Source organism: Niallia sp. HCP3S3_B10 (assembly GCF_052064465.1).
Classification (GTDB): Bacteria; Bacillota; Bacilli; order Bacillales; family Cytobacillaceae; genus Niallia; species Niallia hominis.
This window is the reverse complement of sequence record NZ_JBQHVO010000005.1, coordinates 44494-68035: the sequence shown is the minus strand read 5'-3', so window position 1 is coordinate 68035 and position 23542 is coordinate 44494. Positions and strand designations below refer to the sequence as shown.

23 protein-coding genes are annotated in these 23542 nt (G+C 34.5%); 22 read left to right on the top strand and 1 reads right to left on the bottom strand.

Translation table 11 applies throughout. The features are described from left to right. Window positions 1-81 precede the first annotated feature (81 nt). The 14 genes from qoxA (at window position 82) to ACTNDN_RS04580 (ending at window position 15310) form a co-directional block, all read left to right on the top strand. Window positions 82-1011, top strand: coding sequence for a cytochrome aa3 quinol oxidase subunit II (gene qoxA / locus ACTNDN_RS04645; RefSeq protein ID WP_031536245.1), 930 nt, complete (start codon window positions 82-84; stop codon window positions 1009-1011). After that, window positions 1001-2953: a cytochrome aa3 quinol oxidase subunit I gene (qoxB, locus tag ACTNDN_RS04640; protein ID WP_109767898.1), complete on the top strand. Its 1953-nt coding sequence runs from the start codon at window positions 1001-1003 to the stop codon at window positions 2951-2953. Before qoxA ends, qoxB begins: the two co-directional genes overlap by 11 nt. After that, window positions 2953-3555, top strand: a complete 603-nt coding sequence (gene qoxC, locus ACTNDN_RS04635; protein WP_035416157.1) for a cytochrome aa3 quinol oxidase subunit III — start codon at window positions 2953-2955, stop codon at window positions 3553-3555. Before qoxB ends, qoxC begins: the two co-directional genes overlap by 1 nt. 6 nt (window positions 3556-3561) lie before the next feature. Next, window positions 3562-3867, top strand: a complete 306-nt coding sequence (qoxD, locus tag ACTNDN_RS04630) for a cytochrome aa3 quinol oxidase subunit IV (RefSeq protein WP_031536248.1) — start codon at window positions 3562-3564, stop codon at window positions 3865-3867. Window positions 3868-4162: 295 nt separating this feature from the next. Further along, window positions 4163-5119, top strand: coding sequence for an ABC transporter permease (locus tag ACTNDN_RS04625; RefSeq protein ID WP_109767905.1), 957 nt, complete (start codon window positions 4163-4165; stop codon window positions 5117-5119). After that, the gene (locus ACTNDN_RS04620) at window positions 5106-6062 is read left to right on the top strand and encodes an iron chelate uptake ABC transporter family permease subunit (RefSeq protein WP_031536250.1); all 957 of its coding nucleotides are present in this window, start codon (window positions 5106-5108) and stop codon (window positions 6060-6062) included. Before ACTNDN_RS04625 ends, ACTNDN_RS04620 begins: the two co-directional genes overlap by 14 nt. Then, a complete protein-coding gene (locus ACTNDN_RS04615; RefSeq protein WP_109767899.1) occupies window positions 6056-6814 on the top strand; it encodes an iron ABC transporter ATP-binding protein in 759 nt (252 codons plus the stop codon). The genes ACTNDN_RS04620 and ACTNDN_RS04615 overlap by 7 nt, the downstream gene beginning before the upstream one ends. A gap of 282 nt (window positions 6815-7096) precedes the next feature. Then, window positions 7097-8053, top strand: coding sequence for a siderophore ABC transporter substrate-binding protein (locus ACTNDN_RS04610; RefSeq protein ID WP_031536252.1), 957 nt, complete (start codon window positions 7097-7099; stop codon window positions 8051-8053). A gap of 187 nt (window positions 8054-8240) precedes the next feature. Beyond that, entirely contained in the window at window positions 8241-9230 is a 990-nt protein-coding gene (locus ACTNDN_RS04605) for a Gfo/Idh/MocA family protein (RefSeq protein ID WP_109767900.1), read from the top strand. 41 nt (window positions 9231-9271) lie between these two features. Then, complete coding sequence (locus ACTNDN_RS04600) at window positions 9272-10168, top strand: ROK family protein (protein WP_109767901.1); 897 nt, start codon at window positions 9272-9274, stop codon at window positions 10166-10168. 199 nt (window positions 10169-10367) lie between these two features. Next, a complete protein-coding gene (locus ACTNDN_RS04595) occupies window positions 10368-11054 on the top strand; it encodes a response regulator transcription factor (RefSeq protein WP_048716883.1) in 687 nt (228 codons plus the stop codon). After that, window positions 11044-12465 carry a sensor histidine kinase gene (locus ACTNDN_RS04590; RefSeq protein ID WP_048716880.1) on the top strand — a complete coding sequence of 474 codons (1422 nt, stop codon included), beginning with the start codon at window positions 11044-11046 and terminating at the stop codon, window positions 12463-12465. Before ACTNDN_RS04595 ends, ACTNDN_RS04590 begins: the two co-directional genes overlap by 11 nt. A 282-nt stretch (window positions 12466-12747) precedes the next feature. Beyond that, window positions 12748-14238, top strand: coding sequence for a S1C family serine protease (locus ACTNDN_RS04585; protein ID WP_251627855.1), 1491 nt, complete (start codon window positions 12748-12750; stop codon window positions 14236-14238). A gap of 187 nt (window positions 14239-14425) precedes the next feature. Next, entirely contained in the window at window positions 14426-15310 is an 885-nt protein-coding gene (locus ACTNDN_RS04580; protein WP_031536259.1) for a peptidylprolyl isomerase, read from the top strand. Window positions 15311-15408: 98 nt separating this feature from the next. Here ACTNDN_RS04580 and def read toward each other — a convergent pair whose 3' ends face one another. Then, window positions 15409-15990: a peptide deformylase gene (gene def, locus ACTNDN_RS04575; protein WP_031536260.1), complete on the bottom strand. Its 582-nt coding sequence runs from the start codon at window positions 15988-15990 to the stop codon at window positions 15409-15411. A gap of 223 nt (window positions 15991-16213) precedes the next feature. On the opposite strand from def, the gene ACTNDN_RS04570 reads away from it, so the two are divergent. The 8 genes from ACTNDN_RS04570 to ACTNDN_RS04535 all read left to right on the top strand — a co-directional run bounded on the left by ACTNDN_RS04570 (window position 16214) and on the right by ACTNDN_RS04535 (window position 23369). Then, on the top strand, window positions 16214-16936 hold the full coding sequence (locus ACTNDN_RS04570) for a hypothetical protein (RefSeq protein ID WP_031536261.1): 723 nt from the start codon (window positions 16214-16216) through the stop codon (window positions 16934-16936). Between the two features lie 446 nt (window positions 16937-17382). Continuing rightward, window positions 17383-17619: a hypothetical protein gene (locus tag ACTNDN_RS04565; protein WP_031536262.1), complete on the top strand. Its 237-nt coding sequence runs from the start codon at window positions 17383-17385 to the stop codon at window positions 17617-17619. Window positions 17620-17967: 348 nt separating this feature from the next. Further along, window positions 17968-18510 (top strand): helix-turn-helix domain-containing protein, encoded by a 543-nt coding sequence (locus tag ACTNDN_RS04560; RefSeq protein ID WP_031536263.1) that lies wholly within the window; start codon window positions 17968-17970, stop codon window positions 18508-18510. 131 nt (window positions 18511-18641) lie between these two features. Beyond that, window positions 18642-19748: an ABC transporter ATP-binding protein gene (locus ACTNDN_RS04555; protein ID WP_251627853.1), complete on the top strand. Its 1107-nt coding sequence runs from the start codon at window positions 18642-18644 to the stop codon at window positions 19746-19748. After that, window positions 19738-20535 (top strand): ABC transporter permease, encoded by a 798-nt coding sequence (locus ACTNDN_RS04550; protein ID WP_251627851.1) that lies wholly within the window; start codon window positions 19738-19740, stop codon window positions 20533-20535. The genes ACTNDN_RS04555 and ACTNDN_RS04550 overlap by 11 nt, the downstream gene beginning before the upstream one ends. Window positions 20536-20537: 2 nt before the next feature. Further along, entirely contained in the window at window positions 20538-21341 is an 804-nt protein-coding gene (locus ACTNDN_RS04545; RefSeq protein ID WP_031536266.1) for an ABC transporter permease, read from the top strand. Further along, window positions 21338-22411 (top strand): ABC transporter substrate-binding protein, encoded by a 1074-nt coding sequence (locus ACTNDN_RS04540; protein WP_031536267.1) that lies wholly within the window; start codon window positions 21338-21340, stop codon window positions 22409-22411. The genes ACTNDN_RS04545 and ACTNDN_RS04540 overlap by 4 nt, the downstream gene beginning before the upstream one ends. A gap of 172 nt (window positions 22412-22583) precedes the next feature. Further along, the gene (locus tag ACTNDN_RS04535; RefSeq protein ID WP_031536268.1) at window positions 22584-23369 is read left to right on the top strand and encodes a divergent polysaccharide deacetylase family protein; all 786 of its coding nucleotides are present in this window, start codon (window positions 22584-22586) and stop codon (window positions 23367-23369) included. Window positions 23370-23542 lie beyond the last annotated feature (173 nt).

Sequence of the window (23542 nt, the reverse complement as noted above, 5' to 3'; positions counted from 1 at the left end):
TAATATGAATGTTCTATGTCTAAATATCGAACATTCTGTGAATAGTTTAACATTTGAACTTAAACGGAAGGAGCTGTACAAATGAAAAAGGGAATTTTAGTTTCACTTTTAGCAATTGTACCACTATTCATTTTAAGCGGTTGTGAATCGATGGTTGTATTTGATCCACAAGGTCCTGTTGCTAGAAGTATTACAGACTTGATTAACTGGTCTATTGTATTAATGGCTTTTGTTTGTCTAGTAGTTTTTGGACTATTTGGCTACATAGTTTGGAAATATCGCGCAACGAAAGACAATGCGGATTATGAACCAGAAGAACATGGAAGTACAAAGCTTGAGATTGTTTGGACTGTAATCCCATTTCTAATTATTATTGCATTAACGATTCCGACTGTAAAAACAATTTATGCATTAGAGGATATTCCAGAGGATTATAAAGATCAAGATCCTATTGTAATTAATGTAACTTCTGCTGACTGGAAGTGGATTTTTAGCTATCCAGAAGAAGGAATTGAAACAGTCAACTATGTAAATATCCCTGCTGGTGTACCAGTGGAGTTTAAATTAACTTCTGCTGGAACAATGCAATCATTCTGGATTCCTGCATTAGCTGGCCAGAAGTACACAATGTATGGGGCTGAAACAGATCTTTATGTTGTGGCTGATAACCCAGGTAGTTATGAAGGGCAAAATACAAGCTTTAACGGTAAAGGCTATGCGGAGATGAAATTTGAAGTTGAAGCAAAAACCTTAGCGGACTATGATGAATGGGTAGATGAAGTAAAAGAAACTGCCCCTGAATTAACTGAGGAAAAATATAAAGAAATTATTAAGCCGACACATTTAGGCCGTATGACTTTCTCTAATACTCATTTAGAGTGGATTGATCACGGGAAAGGTGGAGACTCAAACTATTATTTAAATCCTGAGCTATATCGAGTTCATGGATATCCAGGTAAAACTTTTGAAAAGAACGAAGAGTCAAACGGGGGTGAAGAGGATGCACATTAAGTGGGAACATATCGTTATTACTGGTGATCCCCTCATATTATCTGCTCAAATAGGTATTACGCTAACAATGCTTGCCATTGTAGTTGGTGTCACCTATTTTAAGAAATGGCAATATCTATGGGATGAATGGATAACAACGGTTGATCACAAAAAAATCGGTATTATGTATATTATCGTAGCCGTATTAATGTTCTTCCGTGGTGGAGTAGATGGTTTGATGATGAAATATCAAACCTCAGCACCTGAAATGGATTTTTTAGATGCACAGCATTACAATGAAGTATTTACAACACACGGTGTTATCATGATTCTTTTTATGGCGATGCCTGCGTTGATTGGACTAATGAACGTAGTAATTCCTTTACAAATTGGTGCACGTGATGTTGCATTCCCACAATTAAATGCATTAAGCTTCTGGCTAACATTTAGTGGTGCAATGTTATTCAATATTTCTTTCGTAATTGGTGGATCACCTGATGCAGGATGGACATCCTATTTCCCTCTTGCTGGGAAAGAATTTACGCCAGGGGTTGGAAATAACTTCTATGCCATTGCCTTGCAGATTGCAGGTATAGGTACGTTAATGACAGGTATCAACTTTGTTGTTACGATCCTAAAAATGCGTGCAAAAGGGATGACATTAATGAAAATGCCAATGTTCACTTGGACTTCATTAATTACAAACGTTATTATTGTATTTGCATTCCCAATCTTAACTGTTGCACTAGCATTAATGACATTTGACCGTTTATTCGGAACACATTTCTTCACGATTTCCGGTGGAGGAAATGCGATGTTATGGAATAACTTATTCTGGTTATGGGGACATCCTGAGGTTTATATCGTAATCTTGCCTGCTTTCGGTATGTTCTCAGAAGTAATTGCGACTTTCTCAAGAAAACGTCTATATGGTTATAATTCAATGATTATATCTATTGTAGGTATTGCTATCTTAAGTATGGTTGTATGGGTTCACCATTTCTACACGATGGGGTCTGGACCTGTTGTAAACTCTGTATTCTCGATTACGACAATGTTAATTGCAGTTCCGACTGGGGTTAAGATTTTCAACTGGTTATTTACAATGAGAAAAGGGCGAATTCAATTTACAACAGCTATGCTATGGTCGCTTGCATTTATTCCAACCTTTACAATTGGTGGGGTAACTGGAGTTATGCTTGCAATGGCTGCAGCAGACTATCAATATCATAATACATTATTCTTAGTAGCTCACTTCCACTATGTATTAATACCAGGTGTAGTGTATGCAGTATTTGCTGGTTTCTATTACTGGTGGCCAAAAATGTTCGGTTATGCTTTAAATGAGCGTTTAGGAAAATGGCATTTCTGGTTATTTAATATTGGTTTTAACGTAACATTTATGCCAATGTTCTTCTTAGGTTTACAAGGAGCAGTAAGACGTTCTTATACTTTCTCTGCAGAATCTGGATTTGCACCATTGTTCATGCTTTCCGCAATCGGATCTCTTATTCTTGCTGCGGGATTTGCAGTACTTGTTTATAACATTTACTATAGCACTCGTTATGCAGATAGAAAGATTTCAACAGATCCATGGGATGCAAGAACATTAGAATGGCATACAGCTTCTCCAGTTCAGCCATATAACTTCGCTATCACTCCAGAAGTAAAAGCATTAGATGCATTCTGGTATATGAAGAAAAATAAAGAAGGCTTAGTTTTAAAAGAAGAAGAGTTAGAAGAAATACACATGCCGAGCAACTCTTGGTTGCCATTCTATATGTGTGCAATATTTGGTGTAGTTGGTTTCTTACTAGTATTTGAATTGTTTATTCCAGCTGCAATCTGTAGTTTAGGTATTTTTGTTGGCTTAATAATTCGTTCTTTTGATTATGACGAAGGTTACCATATTAAACTGGATGTTATTAAGAAAACGGAACGTGCATGGAGAGGTGAGAAATAATGGCAAAAGTCGATAAGTCTTTACCACTAGAATATCAGACAGAGCAAAGCCGTTTAAATATTCTAGGCTTCTGGATCTTCCTTGGTGCGGAGGTTGTATTATTCGCTACCTTGTTTGCAGCCTATGGATCTTTAAAGGATAACTTTGCAGGCGGGCCTACTCCAGCTGAATTATTTAAATTAAAAGATGTCATGATTGAAACACTTTTACTATTAACAAGTAGTTTCACTTGTGGGATTGCCATATGGTATATGCGTCGCCAGAATTTAAAAGGATTATTAACTTGGTTAATTATCACTTTGGCATTAGGTGCAGGGTTCGTTTTTGTGGAAGTAAATGAGTTTATTCATTATGTACATGAAGGTGCAACAATGCAGACAAGTGCATTCCTTTCTTCGTTCTTTGTATTGCTTGGAACGCATGGATTGCACGTATCCATAGGTATTGGCTGGGCAATATTAATTATTATTCAATTAATGAAGCATGGTTTAACACCAACAACAGCTCGTAAGACATTTATTATAAGTTTATACTGGCACTTCTTAGACGTTGTGTGGATTTTCATCTTCACATTCGTTTATCTTGCTAGAATGGGAGGGTAATTAAAGATGGCAAAAAATCATGAAAATGAAAAATTTCCAATTGGTCATATTGCAGGTTTTATTGTTTCTTTATTACTTACCTTCGCAGCTGTAGGAGCTAAGTTATATACAGATCTTCCAATGATAACTGTTATGTGGATTATCGGTGCATTGGCTGTCATTCAAGCCATTCTTCAACTGTTTATGTTTATGCATCTTACAGAAGGAGAAGGACAAGTACAAACTATAAATATCGTTTATGCTTTCTTCTGCGCAATCGTAGTAGCAGGAGGAACTATTTGGGTAATGACATCAGGACATGTGCATTACTAATAAAGCGTTATGTGAAAGAGGTCTCCATTGGAGGTCTCTTTTTTTGCATTCGAGCGGAACGGAACGACAGCATGCTTAATTAAGTATTTTTATGGTGATGCTAAACCATGACAAAGTAACTAGGTAATCAGCATCATTCTTTTTTAAATTTTGTGATAAATCTATCAGGTCTTTGAAAAAGCATTGACGAGCTGGAAAAAGATGATAAAATAAAGAAAGAATCTAAATGATAATGAAAATCATTTACGACTAAGTAGGGGAGTGAGGAAAGAGAGTAGTATTACTCAATAGCGTGATGAAAATAAAGTATTTATTTATATTGTTAATAGTCTTATCTATCATCTCCCTATTTGTTGGAGTCATTGATATTCACCCAAAAAATATTTTTCATTTAACAGCAGATCAAAAAGAAATTCTTTTGATTAGCAGATTTCCACGCCTAATCAGCATTATCATTGCCGGCGTTAGCCTAAGCATTTGTGGCCTCATTATGCAGCAAATATCGAGAAATAAATTTGTTTCTCCTACGACAGCTGGTACGATGGATTGGGCAAGGTTGGGGATATTGGTCGCTCTAATGCTTTTTACAGGAGAGAGCCCGATTGTAAAAATGATAATAGCATTCGTATTTGCACTTTGTGGCACATTTTTGTTTATGCGAATACTGAATATGATTAAATTCAAAGATGCTATCTTTATTCCATTAATTGGTCTAATGCTTGGAAATATTGTAAGTTCCATTACCACTTTTTTTGCGATGAAATATGATTTAATACAAAATATGTCTTCATGGTTGCAAGGAGATTTTTCCTTAATCATGGCCGGGAGATACGAGCTTCTTTACATAAGTATTCCGGTAGTAATTATTGCCTATCTATATGCAAATAAATTTACGATTGCTGGAATGGGTGAAGACTTTTCCATTAATCTTGGACTAAATCACAAAAGAGTGGTGAATATAGGATTAATCATCGTTGCACTAGTATCTTCTGTTGTATTACTGACAGTAGGAATGATTCCATTTCTTGGCCTAATTATTCCAAATATTGTTTCTTTATACCGAGGAGATAATTTAAAAAACAGCTTAACGCATACAGCATTACTTGGCGCAGTATTTGTATTATTCTGTGATATTCTGGGAAGAGTGATTATTTATCCATATGAAATTTCGATTGGTGTGATGGTTGGAGTCATCGGAAGTGGTATCTTCCTGTATTTACTTTTAAGGAGAAAGACTTATGAAGCAGCCTAAGATAAAACTTATTGTACTGGCCGTTCTAGCGATTCTACTAATTGCTATATTTATGTTAATCAAAGTCAGTAGCAATAATTGGGAATACGTCATTCCCCGCCGAGCTATAAAAATTGTTGCCATTCTTTTAACTGGTGGCTGCATTGCCTTTACTTCAATGATATTCCAAACCATTACAAATAACCGAATATTAACGCCAAGTATTTTAGGGTTAGATTCCCTTTATCTATTTATTCAAACCGCTGTTGTTTTCCTTTTTGGCTCAAGCACGATGACGATGATGAATAGCAACATAAACTTCTTAGTGTCTGTTGTATTAATGGTTCTTTTTTCAAGTATCCTTTATAAGCTTTTCTTTAATAGAGAAGACCAAAACATTTTATTATTACTGTTAATTGGAATTGTAATGGGGAGCTTTTTCTCTAGTGTTTCATCCTTTATGCAAGTATTAATTGATCCAAATGAGTTTCTGATTATTCAAGATAAAATGTTTGCAAGTTTTAATAATATAAATACCAATATTTTAACGATCAGTCTTATTATCGTCGCAGTAGTGTCTATCTATGTTACAAGATATAGTCGCTTCTTTGACGTCATGTCTTTAGGAAGAGACCAGGCTATTAACTTAGGGATTGACTATGAGAAGGTAGTGCGCAATATGTTAATTGTAGTATCTATCCTTGTATCTGTTGCGACGGCATTAGTTGGTCCAATTACCTTTCTCGGGTTACTGGTTGTCAACTTAGCTCGTGAGTTTTTGAAAACATATAAGCACAGTACCTTGATTACTGGATCTATTCTATTGAGCATTATTTCTTTAGTTGGTGGGTTACTGATTGTAGAACGAGTATTTACATTTTCAACAACTATCAGTGTGATCATTAACTTTGTAGGTGGAGTGTATTTTATCTATTTATTACTAAAGGAGAGAAGAGCATGGTAGAGGTAAAGAACATTACGAAACAATATAGTGGGAAAAAAGTGCTTGATAATGTATCTCTTTCTGTAGAAAAAGGAAAAATCACTTCTTTTATTGGACCGAATGGCGCTGGGAAAAGTACATTGCTTTCTATTATTAGTCGCTTAATTAAAGCAGACAGTGGAGATGTCATAATAGATGGCCAGCATATTGATAAAGCAAAAAGCAATGACCTTGCAAAGAAAATTTCTATATTAAAACAAGCAAACAATATCAATCTTCGCTTAACAATAAGAGAGCTTGTAAGCTTTGGGAGATTTCCTTATTCACAAGGAAAACTGACAGATTTAGATGAAAAAATGGTAGATGAAGCCATTAAGTATATGGAATTAGAGGATATGCAGCATAAATACTTAGATCAGCTAAGCGGTGGACAAAAGCAAAGAGCTTATATCGCAATGGTAGTTGCCCAAGATACAGAATATATCCTTTTGGATGAACCGCTAAATAATTTAGATATGAAGCACTCTGTGCAAATTATGAAAGTGCTAAGAAGATTAGTAGAAGAGCTGGGAAAAACGGTAGTAATTGTTATCCATGATATTAATTTTGCATCTGTTTATTCAGATAATATCGTTGCATTAAAGAATGGCAAAATCGTCAATGATGGACCAGCTAAAAAGATAATCAATCGAAAAGTATTAAAAAACATTTATGAAATGGATATGCAAATTGAAGAAATTAATAATCAACGAATATGCGTTTATTTTGCATAGAAAAAGATTTTGACTATTGATAAATGATTGGTTCATTGTAGAAAAGAAGCTAATGGTGGAAGAAAAATAGAAAGGGGGCAGTGTAATTATGGCTGACTTAACTAAGTCCCTTCGCCAGAAGAAACCATAATAACACTACCATTAGAATTAGCAAAATCCCTAATCATTCTAGGAAAATGAGGAAGGAAAGATGCTAATAATACCTTATCATAGGTTATTCTGTCTTTAAATGCAATGTATTCAATTTAATTTATATATTAAATTTATAGAGGTGTTTATCGAATGAAGAAAAAGCTTTCCCTATTATTATTAACATTCGTTCTTGCAGTATTAGCTGCATGTGGCAATACAGAAAAATCAAATGCAGAAGCAGATTCAAGTAAGAATAGCGAAGAGCCGGCAGAAATTAAAGTAACCCATGAATTAGGGGAAGACACAGTTCCGGTCAATCCTAAGAAAGTTGTAGCTTTTGATTTTGGAGTTTTAGATACATTAGAAAAATTAGGAATAGAAGTAGCGGGTGTTCCACAAGCAAACATTCCCCCATATCTTTCTAAATATGAAGATTCAAAGTATGCAAATGTAGGAAGTTTAAAGGAACCAGATTTTGAAGCAATTAGTGAATTATCACCAGATGTTATTTTTATCTCTGGAAGACAGTCAGCTGCTTATGAAGAATTGAAAAAAATTGCTCCAACTGTATATGTCGGTGTTGATACAACAGACTATATGAATTCATTTAAGCATAATATGAATCTTATTGGCGATATTTTTGATAAGAAACAAGAAGTGGCAGATGAACTAGCAAAAATTGAGGAGGATATTGCTGCCATTAATGAAAAAGCAAAAACGATAGATGGTAAATCATTAATCGTATTAGTAAATGACGGAAGCTTAAGTGCTTATGGGAAAAACTCTCGGTTCGGGATTATTCATGATGTATTAGGCTTAGCTCCAGCAGATGAAAATATTGAGGCATCTACACATGGACAAAAGGTTACATTTGAATATCTAGCAGAAAAAAATCCAGCTTACTTATTTGTCATTGATAGAGGAGCAGTTGTTGGTGGAGAATCTTCAGGTGAGAAGACGCTTGATAATAAGTTAGTAAATGGCATTGATGCAGCTAAAAATGATCATATTATCTATCTAGATCCAAATTACTGGTACCTATCAGGCGGAGGACTGCTATCAACAAGTGAAATGGTAAAAGAAATTTCAGAAGCGATTTCAGAATAAAGAAGGAGAATCCAGTAAGTATGCTACTTGCTGGATTCTTTTTTGTGTAAGGATAAAACAATTTTGCAAGGATATAGAACCATTTTCAAAAGATAAAAATGCTAGCTGATAGTTGCTTTTTTAGCGACTTCCATCCAAAATAAAAGAAAGATGGGAAGATTTCATCGAATAGGAGGATCTACATTTTATGACGATTAGATTTGGAATCATCGGCACGAATTGGATTACAGAATCTTTTATTGAGGCGGCTAGTGAAATAGCAGACTTTCAATTAACAGCGGTATATTCTAGAACGGAAGATAAAGCAAAAACGTTTGCTGATAAGTATCGGGCAGATTATACATACACAGATTTAGAAGAAATGGCAAAAAGCGATACAATCGATGCTGTATATATTGCTAGTCCTAATGCCTATCATGCAGAACAGGCTATCGTTTTTTTGAAAAATAAAAAGCATGTTTTAACAGAGAAAGCGATGGCTTCTAATGCACGTGAAGTGAGACAGATGATGGAGGTTGCCAAGGAAAATAATGTCTTATTAATGGAAGCATTAAAAACAACTTTCCTTCCTAACTTTCAAGTTATTCAAAAGAATTTACATAAAGTCGGAAAAATCCGTCGTGCATTTGTAAGCTATTGTCAGTATTCTTCACGATATGATGCTTATAAAGAAGGAACGGTATTAAATGCATTTAAGCCAGAATTATCAAATGGATCACTAATGGACATTGGTGTTTATTGTCTTTATCCAATGGTAGCTCTGTTTGGAAGGCCAGAGGAAATTAAAGCAAATAGTTTCTTACTAGATTCAGGGGTAGATGGAGAAGGAAGCATCATTTTAAGCTATTCTGATATGGATGTACTATTGATGTATTCAAAAATCACCAATTCCTATATTCCATCCGAAATTCAAGGGGAAGAAGGAAACATATTAATTCAACAATTCAGCACACCTACAAAGGTAGAATTTATCCCGCGTAAAGGGGAAAAAGAGGATCTGACGGTTTCACAAAAGCCAGCTTCGATGTATTATGAGGCGAAGGAATTTATTGAATTGATTAAAGCGGGGAAAATAGAATCTTCTGTGAACACTTATGATGTTTCTTTAACGGTCATGGAAATTATGGACGAGGTAAGAAAGCAAACAGGAGTTGTTTTTCCAGCAGATAAACAGTAAATAAGCAAATAAATCTAGTCATTCATAAGGAGAGAAGATTCATGACATTATATGGTGCGATTGAAGCAGGCGGAACAAAATTTGTCTGTGCAGTAGGAGATGCAAAAGGGGAAATTAAAGAACGAATTTCCATTCCAACGACGACCCCTGAAGAAACAATGCCAGAGGTAATTGCCTTTTTTAAAAGGTTTCCTATTGAAGCAATTGGAATCGGGTCATTTGGTCCAATTGATGTGGATAAAAATAGTCCTACTTATGGAAATATCACAACTACGCCTAAACTAGCTTGGAAGGACTATTCATTATTAAAAGCAATAGAGGATGAATTTTCTGTTCCAACTGGTTTTAATACAGATGTAAATGTTGCTGCGCTAGGAGAGGCAAAGTTAGGTGCTGCTAAAGGAGTAGATAATTGTTTATATATTACCATTGGTACAGGCATTGGTGCTGGTGCGTATGTTAATGGCGAATTATTGCAAGGTTTGACACATCCAGAAATGGGACATATTTTAGTCAGAAGACATCCAGAAGATATGTACAAAGGGAGATGCCCATACCATGCAGATTGTTTAGAAGGGTTAGCTGCAGGACCAGCAATTGAAGAAAGATGGGGCGAGAAGGCTATTCATTTAAGTGACAAGGAAAGTGTATGGGAAATGGAGGGCTATTATATTGCACAGGCACTCATGCAATATATCCTTATTCTATCCCCTAAAAAAATCATCCTTGGCGGAGGTGTTATGAATCAGGAGCATGTGTTAACACATGTATATCGCCATTTGAGCGAACTTTTAAATGGGTATGTTTCCTATCCAGAAGTCCAAGACAAGATGAATGAATATATTGTTAGACCAGGATTAGGAGATAATGCCGGCATCACAGGAGGGCTACTTCTCGCAGAAAAAGTATTGGAAGAAAGTAAGGCAGAAGTTAACTAAATAAGTTAATTTAGTAGACCATTTAAAGGAGGAATCTTTTAGATGGTCTTTTTTGTGTCTATGTACAAATGTCTTTTTTAAAATATGAACGAACTATTTCCTAACCTTTAACAATCCATTAAATAGGAAGGTAAGCTATTGCTTCTATTAGTAAAAGCGGCTTTAATTAGTAAAAAGCAGATAAAATAGGAGAGTACTTATGGATATTTTAGTAATAGAAGATAATAAAAGTGTTTGTTCCATGCTGGAAATGTTTTTTATGAAGGAGGGCTTTCAGGTAACCTTTCTTTCTAACGGCTTGGAAGGATATAAACATTTGAAGCAAAATAAATATGATATGATTATTTTAGACTGGATGCTTCCAGATTTAGATGGTATAACAGTTTGTCGCAAAATAAGAGAAACAGATAAAGAGACACCTATTATTATGTTAACAGCAAAGGATGGGGAATCAGATCAAGTACTTGGGCTAGAAATGGGAGCAGATGATTATGTTACAAAGCCCTTTAGTCCACTAGCCTTAATTGCAAGAATAAAGGCAATTTGGAGAAGAAAGTCTAATGAAGAAGATGGAAGCGGAAATGCAATTATTAAAGTAAATAAAGAAACGAGAGAAGTATTGATTGATGATCGACCAATATTGGGATTAACACCAAAAGAATTTGATTTACTTTCATTCTTTGTTCAGCACCCTAAACAAGTGTTTTCCAGAGAACAGATATTACAGCAAGTATGGGGATTTCAGTTTTATGGAGATGATCGTACGGTTGATGTCCATATTAAAAGACTCAGAAGAAAAATAGGAAGAGATAGTCAGCCCTTTTTACATACAGTATGGGGTGTAGGATATAAATTCGATGAAACGGTGGTAGTACATGAGAATTAAATACATCTATCAGCAGCTAATAAGTCATTTAAGTGTCATTCTGGTGGCACTATTAGTATTAAGCTTGGTTTTTTCCCATTATATAGAGAAATTAGTATTTTCGATGAAAGCAGATGAATTACAGGGCTATGGATATAATATTGTTCAAGATGTTCAAGGAGCGGATCTATGGTCTGCTTCCACGTATTCAACTTTATTACGTTATTCCGAAGAGCTGAAGGGGACAGGAATAACGATAGGCATATTTAATACACAACGAAACCGGATTTGGTCTTTCGGAAAAGATTTGGATATCAATATTACTACGGCAGAGTGGGATGAAATAAAAGACGGAAGTAGCACGGTTATTAAGCCTAGTACAAGAAGAGGAGATCAAGAGGTAGCACTTGTTGCGATTCCATACTCTGTTAATGATGTTGTTGTGGGTGGAATTATTTTAACATCTCCTCTTGTAGAATCGAAAGAAATGATTCAAGAAATTAATCGCTATTTGATTTATATTCTCTTCTTAGTTTTTGCAATTGCTTTATTAATGAGTTTCATTTTTTCAAGGGTGCATGTTAAGCGGATAAAAAAGCTCCAGGAAGCTACAAGTCATGTTGCAGAAGGGGATTATAGTGTAAAAGTATCATCCTCTACTTTTGATGAGATAGGGGAACTAGGTCAAGATTTTAATCAGATGGTAGATAGACTAAGAGAATCAAAAGAAGCAATAGATGCGTTAGAAAATCGGCGCCGACAATTTATGTCTGATGTTTCACACGAATTAAAGACTCCTTTAACAACGATAAGCGGCGTGATTGAGGGCTTAAATAATAATATGATACCAGAAAATGAGCGGGATAAAGGACTCAAACTAATTAGCCAAGAAGCAAAAAGACTTATCCGGCTAGTAAATGAAAATCTTGATTATGATAAAATTCGCTCCAATCAGATTGTTTTAATGAAGGAATTCATTTCCCTTGAAGAAGTTTTGGAGATTATTTATGAGCAGCTATCCTTTCTAGCAGAGGAAAAGGATGTAAAAATCTATGTAGAAGTCGATCACGATGCGGTAATTTATGCAGATTATGATCGTTTAATCCAAATCTTAATGAACATTACGAAGAATAGCATTCAGTTTACTGAAAATGGAAGCATTTGGCTGAGTGGCCGAATGGAATCCGACAGAACAATCATTGAGGTTAAGGATACTGGCATTGGAATAGATGCGCATGAAATAGAAAATATTTGGAAGAGATTTTATAAAGCAGATCTCTCAAGGACGAATAATCCATATGGAGAATTTGGACTTGGTTTATCGATTGTTAAACAATTAGTGCAGTTCCATGAAGGGGATATTCAAGTAACGAGTGAAAAAGGGAAAGGAACAACCTTTACCATTTTCTTTCCACTTCCACAGGAAAAGTGACGGTGCTAAATTCATTTGTATAGCATAGGCTGAATGGGGCTCATTGTTGCGAGTCACTTAAGTTCTAATATCCACTTAGCAGAAAAGCTAGAGATTAGTACTCAAAGGATATTTAGGAGGAATGGAATTGTTCCGAAATTCTTCTATGTCTTTTCAAATTTTGTTCATAATTTATTCATATATATTGGTTACTATGTATGTATAAAGACGTTAATTGAAATGAAAAGAAAATAAATTAATGGAAATAATTGTTCGAAATTAGAAATAGGAGGAGAACAAAAGATGAGTGATTATGAAAAAAGAAATGAATGGGAGAAAGAACTGCCAGAAGATAATCAACTGAACTTAAATACAGATGATTCTTCTGAAAAGAAGCAAGAACAAGCAAATGAGGAGGAGCCAAAACTTAAAGAGGAAACAGATATGCGACAAGAATCAGAACAGCCTATTTTATCTTCTGATATAGATGAACATATCCGTCTTGATAAAGAAGAGATGGAGGAAGTGAAAGCTACGGAACAAGCAATCGCAAGTTCAACTGAAGAAGGTAGAACAGAAAGAGCCCAATTCAATAGTAAAAAAGGTAATTCAAAAGCAAAAGGTTTCTTCTCTTTGTTGGCAGCAGGTATAGTAGGTTCCGCCTTAACTTTTTTTACAATTCCATATACTGATTTGTACAATGATTCTTATGATAAGCTGGAAAAGCAAGTGTCTGAGCTTTCTACTAAAGTGGAAAGCAAGCAAACAGGAGCCATTACAGCCAATACAACAGCCAATACAACAACTAGTGATGGGACAGTAGCTATTGCTGATATGGTAGAAGCTTCTTCTAAAGCAATCGTTGGAATTGAAAACCTTCAACAGCAACAGTCAAATCCATTTTCAGAAGAATCCAGTGATGTGGAGTCTGGGTCAGGTTCTGGCATAATTTTCAAAAAGGATGATCAGTATGCATATATTGTAACAAATAACCATGTTATTGAAGGGGCAAATTCATTAGAAATCTCTCTATATAGTGGAGAGAAAACGGATGCAAAATTGATTGGCGCAGATGCTTTAACCGATTTAGCTGTCGTAAGAATTGATGCCAAATATGCAACAGATGTCATTAATTTTGGAGATTCTTCTACACTAAGACCTGGAGATCAAGTATGGGCAATTGGTAATCCCCTTGGCTTAGAGCTATCTAGAACGGTAACACAAGGAATTGTTAGTGCGGTAGAACGAAGCATAACGGTTAATACATCTGCAGGCGATTGGGAATTCAATGTAATCCAAACAGATGCAGCGATAAATCCTGGTAATAGCGGAGGAGCTCTTATTAATTCTTCAGGAGAGGTAATAGGGATTAACAGTTTAAAAATTGCTGATTCTGGTGTAGAAGGATTAGGATTCGCAATCCCAAGTAATGATCTTATACCAATAGTAAATGATATTATTGAAAAAGGAAAAGTAGAGCGACCATATCTTGGGGTAGGATTAGCGAGCTTAGAGGAAGTTCCTAGAATGTATTTACAAGACCTACCAAACGAGGTTTCAGAAGGAGTAATGATTACAAATATTGATTCGAATTCTGCTGCTGCAGAGGCGGGCTTAAAAGTACAAGATGTGATTGTCTCTATTGATGGGAAAAAAATCACGAATTCAACCGATTTGCGTAAATATCTTTACACAGAAGTGAAAGTAGGAGACAAAGTCGAGTTAGAATTCTATAGAGATGGTAAATCGCAAAAAGTGGAATTAACATTAACAAGTAATAATACAACAAGTTAATCGACACGTTTCATGTGAAACATAAAAAAATTGTCGAAAAAATTCCATCTTATTTTAAAGGTAGGATGGAATTTTTTTAAATCTGTTAATAATTTCGTCATAATTATATGATAATATAATGTAAGAGTTATAATGGGGATATGCTCGTTATATCCAAAATTTTGTGCAGAGAGGATTTTAGCTTAATATGAAAAATAAAAAGGTTCTTATTCCTATTTTAGCGGTAGTACTAGTAGCGTTAATAATAGGAGCGGTTTATTTAACACAGCGAAGTGAAACGGTTGCAACAGTAGATAAGGAAAAAATTACGCAAGAACAATTAAATGAAGAGCTAAATAAGCAATATGGCGCAAGTGTATTAAGTATGATGATTTCTAATAAAGTTGTAGATCTGGAAGCTGATAAGGAAAAAGTGAAAGTAACTGATAAAGAAATCCAAGCAGAATTGGATAAGATGGTTGAACAATACGGTGGACAAGATACCTTTAATACATTATTAGCTCAAAATGGATTAACAGAAGATGTGTTTAAAGAGCAAATTGAGCAAAATTTAAAAGTAACAAAAATTCTTGAGCCTTCTATCGAAATCACAGATGATGAGATTAAAACATACTTTGAAGACAATAAAGAAAGTTTAGACACACCAGAGCAAGTAGAAGCAAGCCATATTTTAGTAGAAGATGAAGAAACAGCTAAAGAAGTGAAGAAGAAGCTAGATGAAGGTGGAGACTTTGCTGAATTAGCGAAAGAATATTCAACCGATACACAAACAAAAGAGAGTGGTGGAGAATTAGGTTATTTCTCTTCAGGACAAATGGTTGAAGAATTTGATAAAGCTGCTTTCGCTATGGATGTAGATGAAATTAGTGATCCAGTGAAAACAGATTATGGATATCATATTATTAAAGTTACTGGCAAACAAGAAGCAAAAGAAGCAACATTAGAAGAGTCAAAAGATCAAATTAAAGAAACATTATTAGATCAAAAAGTACAAGAGCAAGCTAGCACTTGGTTATCGGAGGCAACTGCAAAATATAAGATTGAAAATAAATTAGAAGCTGATGCTGAGTAAATAAAGAGGTTGTGACATAAGTGTCCTAGCCAAAAATTAGAGCCAAACAATTACACGAAAATTTTCGTATAGTTGTTTGGCTTTTTTATGAGCTTTTTTTAATAAAGTGGACTAATATCAACATTCGCAGGCAGCTCAAATGGGTTCTTACCATTGATATGATCAAAAAATAATATCCCATTTAAATGATCTATTTCATGCTGAAAAACGATTGCTTCATAATCCTTCAATTTAATTTTTACTTCTTCCCCATTAATAGTATAAGCTCGAACGGTTATTCTTCGGTAGCGCGGAACATAGCCTACGATTGGTCGATCAATGGAAAGGCAGCCTTCGCTTTCCGGTATAAAGGTCATGGCAGTAGAATGACTAATTATTTTTGGATTAATGAGCATAAATTCCAACGGTTCGCCATGTTCTTGTTTTATATATGCGGCAAACATTCGTTTATTTAATCCAATTTGATTAGCTGAGAGGCCAACACCAGCCCGTAATTGATATTTTTCTGATAGGACAGGATCCTGACTATTTTTCAAGTATTGCAACATGCATTCAAGCTCTTCTCGATCCTCTTTCGTAGGAGGAATCGTAACTTCTTTTGTTTTTTCCCGAAGGATGGGGTCGCCTTCTCTTACGATATCCTCCATTTTTATGATGTAATCTTTTGTAAATTTACTCATGTAATAACTCATCTCCACAAATATTGTATATAAGTAAAATAGCAGAAGGTAGTTAGTATGTCTATTCGTAAAGCATATAAGTAGGTAAATTTGAGTTTTTTGATGGAAAGGTTCTAGCAACAAAACGGTGATAATTTTAGTAGAAAGCTTACATATAAAACAATGAACAGGAAAGGATATAAAAGATATAAAATAATTATCTAAAATGGAAAGGAAGAATAAAATGAAAAAAATGATGCTAATAATGCTAGCTTTTGTAGTAGCATTAACAGGCTTTGGTTCATTGACTAGTGCAGCTCCATCCCTGGCAACACCAGACAAAAAGGAAATATCTCAAGAAGATACACAGTTTTTAAAAGAAATGGCAAAAAGTCTTGGCATTAAAACAGAAGGAAAAGATCCTATTGCAATAAAAAAAGAAATTCATGAGGTATTAATAAAGAAAGAGGCAGAAAAATTAGGAATCAAAACAGAAGGAAAAGATATACAAAAGATAGCGATGGAAGTACATACTGCTCACTTAAAGGAAGAAGCAAAATCGCTTGGAATTAACACAGAAGGAAAAGATGGCAAAACATTGATGAAAGAAGTATTTGAGGCGAAAATTTCGAAAAAGGCTAAAGAGTTAGGAATCGATACAAAAGGAAAGAATATGCAGAAATTGGGTAAAGAGGTTCACGAAAAAATGATTATGGTGGAAGCAGAAAAGCTGAAGATCAAAACAGAAGGAAAGGATTTAAAGCAAATTGCTGATGAGATAAGAGATTCACAAATTATTAGTAAAGCGAAAGAGCTAGGGCTAGATACGAAAAATAAGGAGCCAAAAGAATTATTAAAGGAAATGATGATTAAGCATCCTGAGGAAGTGAAAAAGTTAAAGCTATTTCCATCATATGGGCAACATTTCATGTTTAAAAAGCACCATAAAATGAAACGAGAAGACTAAAAATCAAGCGGAAAAATCACTTATAATGTCAGGTGGTTTTTCTTTTTTATTTATACGTTCTATATATTGAACATATAAACAGGTTACAATTTTTCAAAATTTGGGAAAAGAATAGAAAAAACCAATAATATACAATGTTTGGGCAAAAGGATATTTTCTCCAAAAAAATAGGAAAGGTGACTAAGTGTTCAATATATTGAAATGAATCCTTTGACCTATTAACATACAGAGTTTTGAAACGTTTTATCTATTTTTCAAAAAAAAATAGATAAATACATGTTATTTTCCTGAAGGATTAGTATGCTTAAATTAGCAGACTTAATCAGTAATAATTTATTAATTGAAAATTTACACAAAAATTTTCATAGAAATAGGAAGTAATTATTTAAGGGAAAGAAATCTGTTAAGTACCTGCAGTAAAATGGGAGTAATAGGAGGAATAAAGATTGAAACAATATTCCAAACTACGAATTACGGAAAAAGATGATAATATTTATAAGGCACTGTGTGATTTGTATAAGGAAAAAGGGGAAAAAGTAGGGATTGGACCTACTGAGATTGGAATAAGAGTTGGAAGAGATTCTTATGATGCTTCTGCGTATTGCAATGCATCTTTAAAAAAGCTAATTCATTTCAAAAAAATAGAAAAAGTAGATAGTGGAAAATACATACCAATCGATTAAAAACAGCTGTAGGAAAAACGAGTAAGAGGGAATTTTTCTTAAAAGGGTACCATGGGATAATTGGAGGCGTTATTATTCATAATTTATGGATAATCTCATCGACAACGTTCTTAGAGTGGTAACCTAATTAAGGGGAATTCTTTTTTGTTTTTTGGGAAATTAATCTAACTAGAAAGTTGCTAAGTATGTATTTTTTTGTAAATAAAAAATGATGAAATACAACAAAAAATGATTGCATGTTATACAAAGTATTGTATAATAATTGGGTAAAAGTAAACTTTAAGTTTATAAATACCAAACTTTTATGTCTTTGTGTTTACTATTTCTAAACAAAAAGTAGGTTGAATGATGGAAATTGGCAAAAAAATAAAAAATTTACGGTTGAAAAAAGGACTTACACAAGAAGAATTAGGGGAACGAACGGATTTAAGTAAAGGGTATATATCCCAGCTAGAGAGAGATTTAAGTTCTCCTTCTATTGAAACGTTTTTTACTATTTTAGAGGTATTAGGATGTACACCAAAAGAATTCTTTGATGATGATGAACGAAAGCAAAAAGTTATATATACAGAGGACGATATCACCGATTTTTTTGATGAGGAAAAAGGCTATCGCATTCAATGGCTAGTACCAGAATCGAATGAAAAGGAAATGGAACCAATCCGGTTATTCTTTTATCAGCATGGAGAATTTAAACAATTTGAACCATCTCTATCGGAAACATTTGCCTATGTAGTGGAAGGCGAAGTATTGCTTAAATTAGGAAAGCAAGAGTATAAGGCAAAAAAAGGGGAATCTATTTATTATCATGCTACAGAAGAACACCAACTAGTGAATTTAGCAGATGGTGTAACAGAATTGATTCTCGTAGTTACCGAATCTTACTTATAAGGAAGGATTTTTTTGCTAATAAAATACTGTTTACTTTAGATTTAGCTGCTTTGTAAACAGAGGGAGCTTTAAAGACGATAAAGGGCTGTCAACAGCAATCTTACAAAATAATAGATAAAGAGGAGGATATTATGTCTGAGCAGCATATTATTCGATTTGAAAATGTAACAAAAAATTATGATCAAGATACAACTGTTCTAAAGAATGTAAGCTTTGAAATTGAAAGAGGTAAATTTTATACCTTGCTTGGACCATCTGGCTGCGGGAAAACGACTGTTTTACGATTAATTGCCGGATTTATGGAACCTACAGATGGAAATATTTACTTTAATGGGAAGCAGATTAATAAAATTCCAGCCAATAAGAGACAAGTAAATACAGTTTTTCAGGATTATGCGCTTTTCCCCCATTTAAATGTATTTGAAAATGTGGCCTTTGGTCTGCGCATAAAAAAATGGAAGAAGCAAGTAATTGAAAACAAGGTGAAAGAAGCGCTTCGTTTCGTCAATTTAGAAGGCTATGAGAATAGAGAAATCAGTGAAATGTCTGGTGGGCAGAGACAACGTGTTGCTATAGCTAGGGCCATTGTAAATGAACCAGAGATTATTCTTCTAGATGAACCATTATCCGCATTGGATTTGAAGCTTCGCACGGAAATGCAGTATGAACTTAGAGAATTACAAAGAAGATTAGGTATTACCTTCATCTTTGTTACACATGACCAAGAAGAAGCATTGGCGATGTCGGATGAAATCTTCGTTTTAAACAAAGGACGAATCGAGCAAAGTGGAACACCAATAGATATTTATGATGAACCAATTAATCGCTTTGTTGCAGATTTTATCGGTGAATCCAATATTGTTCCTGGATTGATGAAAAAAGATTTTATTGTCCATTTTGGAAGCAAAACGTTTGATTGTGTGGATGGTGGATTTAATGAAAATGAAGCAGTGGAAGTAGTAATTCGCCCCGAGGATTTAGAAATTTCATCTGTTGAGGCAGGAAAGCTAAAGGTAAAAGTAGACTCTCAATTATTTAGAGGAGTCCATTATGAGATTTGTGGCTATGATGAAGACGGAAATGAGTGGCTTGTCCATTCCACAAAGAAAGCTACTGTTGGAACCGAAATTGGTCTTTACTTTGAGCCAGAAGCCATTCATGTTATGCGACTAGGAGAAACAGAGGAAGAATTTGATAAGCGACTAGAAGCGTATGAGGGTGTAGTCAATGAAAAGTAATACAAAATGGTATACTTTCCCATATTATCTTTGGATTGCACTCTTTGTCATTGCCCCAGTTGCACTGGTTGTCTATTATTCATTCTTTGATATTGAAGGGGCATTTACGTTTGAAAATTATCAGAAGTTCTTTACACCTGTTTATTTAAAGATGACATTAAGTTCCTTTTGGTATGCATTTTTAATCACATTCTTTTCCTTGCTAATTGCATATCCTACCGCTTATTTATTGACGAAAACAAAGCATAAGCAATTATGGCTGTTATTAATTATATTACCTTCCTGGATTAATCTTTTATTAAAAGCTTATGCTTTTTTAGGGATATTTGGAACACATGGTGCAGCAAATCAAATGCTGGACTTTCTGGGAATAGGCGAGCAACAGCTATTATTTACAGACTTTAGTTTCCTATTTGTAAGTGTATATATATTTATACCTTTTATGATTCTTCCTATTTTTAATGCATTAGAGAAGTTAAATCCTAGCCTAGTTGATGCTTCCCAGGATTTAGGAGCATCTTCTTGGACGACGTTTAAAAAGGTAATATTCCCACTTACAATAAATGGAGTGAAATCAGGGTGCCAAGCTGTATTTATTCCGGCTTTATCACTATTTATGATTACACGCCTAATTGCAGGTAATCGTGTGATTACATTAGGAACTGCAATAGAACAGCATTTCCTTATTACACAAGATTGGGGAATGGGTTCAACAATTGCTGTATTTTTGATTATTAGCATGATTATTATCATGGTTCTTACAGGGAACAGAAAGAGAGGGGTATAAAAATGAAAAAGCTATCAAAATTATCTGTTCTCTATTTATGTATTGTTTTTGTCATTTTATATGCTCCAATCTTTTATTTAATCTTCTATTCCTTTAATAGTGGAGGAACCATGCATGATTTCGATTCCTTTACATTTGATTGGTATAAAGAACTATTTCAGGATACAAGATTACTAGTGATCGTTTTAAATACGATAATAATTGCCCTTTTATCTGCAGCAATTTCAACCATTATAGGGGTACTTGGAGCGATTAGTATTTCCATGATGAGGAAAAAGGGTCTTCGAAATTCTATTTTATCCTTAAATAATGTTCTAATAGTAAGTCCAGACGTTATTATTGGTGCGTCTTTCTTAATTTTCTTTACTATCATTGGAATTAAACTAGGTTTCTTTTCCGTACTATTATCACATATTGCCTTCTCGATTCCGATTGTTGTCATTATGGTATTACCAAAGCTAGAAGAAATGAGCCCAACTTTAGTTGATGCAGCATTAGATCTTGGAGCAAGCTGGAAGGATGTTCTTACAAAAGTTATCATTCCTTATATCTCACCGGGGATATTTGCTGGATTCTTTATGGCGTTGACATACTCCTTAGACGATTTTGCTGTAACATTCTTTGTAACTGGTAATGGATTTACGACGCTGTCTGTGGAAATCTACTCTTTAGCAAGAAGAGGTATTTCTTTAAATATAAATGCATTATCAACCTTGTTATTCTTATTCACGCTGCTTCTTGTGATTGGCTATTATTTCATTACGCAACGTGTCAATAAAGCTTCGCAAGCGGGGGTGAGAAAATGAAGTCTCTAATTCGCGGATTAATTACTATCTTTGCACTGTCTTTCATTCTTTTATTTATTGTTAATCAATTAAATTCAAGCAGAGGGTATACAAGTGGTAATACATTGACAGTATATAACTGGGGAGATTATATCGATGCAGATTTAATTACTAAATTTGAAGAAGAAACAGGAATTAAGGTTATCTATGAAACCTTTGATTCCAATGAAGCGATGATGACAAAAATTCAGCAGGGAGGAACAAGCTATGATATTGCGATTCCCTCTGAATATATGATTGATAAAATGAAGGAAGAGGATTTATTAATTCCGATTGACCATGCTAAAGTTCCTAATTTGAAAAACATAGATAGTCGATTTATGAATCTATCCTTTGATCCAGACAATAAATTTTCGATTCCGTACTTTTGGGGAACAGTTGGAATTGTCTATAATCCAACGATGCTTGGTGGAAAAGAAATTACTTCTTGGAATGATTTATGGGATAAAGATTTAAAAAATGAAATTATGCTTATAGATGGTGCCCGTGAAATTATGGGGATGAGCTTAAATAGCTTGCATTACTCTTTAAATGATAAAGATCATGAGCATTTGAAGGAAGCAAAGGAAAAATTAGATATGTTAACGCCGAATGTAAAAGCGATTGTTGGAGACGAAATTCGAATGCTCATTGAAAATGAAGAAGCATCTATCGGTGTCTTATGGTCTGGAATGGCAGCTGAGATTATGTGGGAAAATGAAGAGGTAGAATATGTTGTTCCAGAAGAAGGCTCTAATCTTTGGTTCGATAATATGGTTATTCCCAAAACGGCAAAGAATGTGGATGGAGCTCATCAGTTTATTAATTTTATGCTGGATGCCCAAAACGCTGCGCAAAATACAGAATATGTTGGCTATTCAACCCCAAACAAGGCAGCGATGGAATTTTTGCCAGAAGACATTACTGGGGATGAGCGCTTCTATCCTGATGAAAAAATGACTTCAAAATTAGAAGTGTATGAGAACCTAGGTCATCGTTCATTAGCGGAGTATAATGATTTATTCCTAGAGTTTAAAATGCATCGAAAGTAAATAACGGAAAGAAAACAGTTCGCTAAACTATAGTGAACTGTTTTTTACTTCTAAAGGGATGTTAATCTGTATCCCCTTTATGTGAAAACAGCTTATTAAACAATTTCTCTACATTTTTGTATGCAACCTGACTATACGGAAAATACTAACGGAAAACAAGGTGGGTTATAAAATGAAAAAAATAATATGGTTCTTGTGTTTTCTTTCCTTTCCGTTAGGGATTTCCGCACAAGAGGTGGATTCCTCTAAGAATCAAGTGAGAAAGGAACTTGCAATCGTTATTGATGATTTTGGTAATAATATGAAAGGAACAGATGAGATGCTCAACTTACCTGTTCCCATTACGGTTGCTATTATGCCTTTTCTTTCCACAAGTAAAGAAGATGCTATTCGTGCACATAAAAAGGGACATGAAGTAATTGTTCATCTGCCATTAGAACCGAAAAAAGGAAAAAAAAGCTGGCTTGGACCTGGTGCTATTACAACAGATTTATCAAATGAGGAAATTAGAAAGCGAGTTAAGGGTGCTATAGAAAGCATTCCTTATGCAGTGGGAATGAATCATCATATGGGGTCAAAGGCAACGGAAGATGAAAGGGTAATGAGAATTATCCTAGAGGAGTGTCATAAGCATAATCTTTACTATTTAGACAGTAAGACAACAAATAAAAGTGTTATAAAAGAGTTAGCAGAGGAACTCCATGTACCTTATTTAGAAAATGATCTCTTTTTTGATCATATTTACACAAATCAGCATATTGCTAAACAAGCTAGTAGGTTAGCCAAAAGGCTAGATAAGGAGCAGGAGTTTATTGCTATTGGCCATGTAGGAATCTCTGGTCCTTCTGTAGTAAGTGTTTTAAAAGAATACATTCCAGTCTATCAAAAGGATGCTGATATTGTACCGCTTTCTACACTAGTAGAAGGCTATGAACTGCTTGATACTGATTTACCATAAGAAAAAGAGCAAAATCATCACGCTATATCGAAATCGATATATAACGCTGATTTGTACTCTCTTAATTAGATTAAACTATGAAACGGGTTTCATAACAATAGCTGTTTTTGAAAAAAATGACAAAATACATGTTGCTTTATAGAAAAAGGAGACAGACCGTTTTTCTAGTCTGC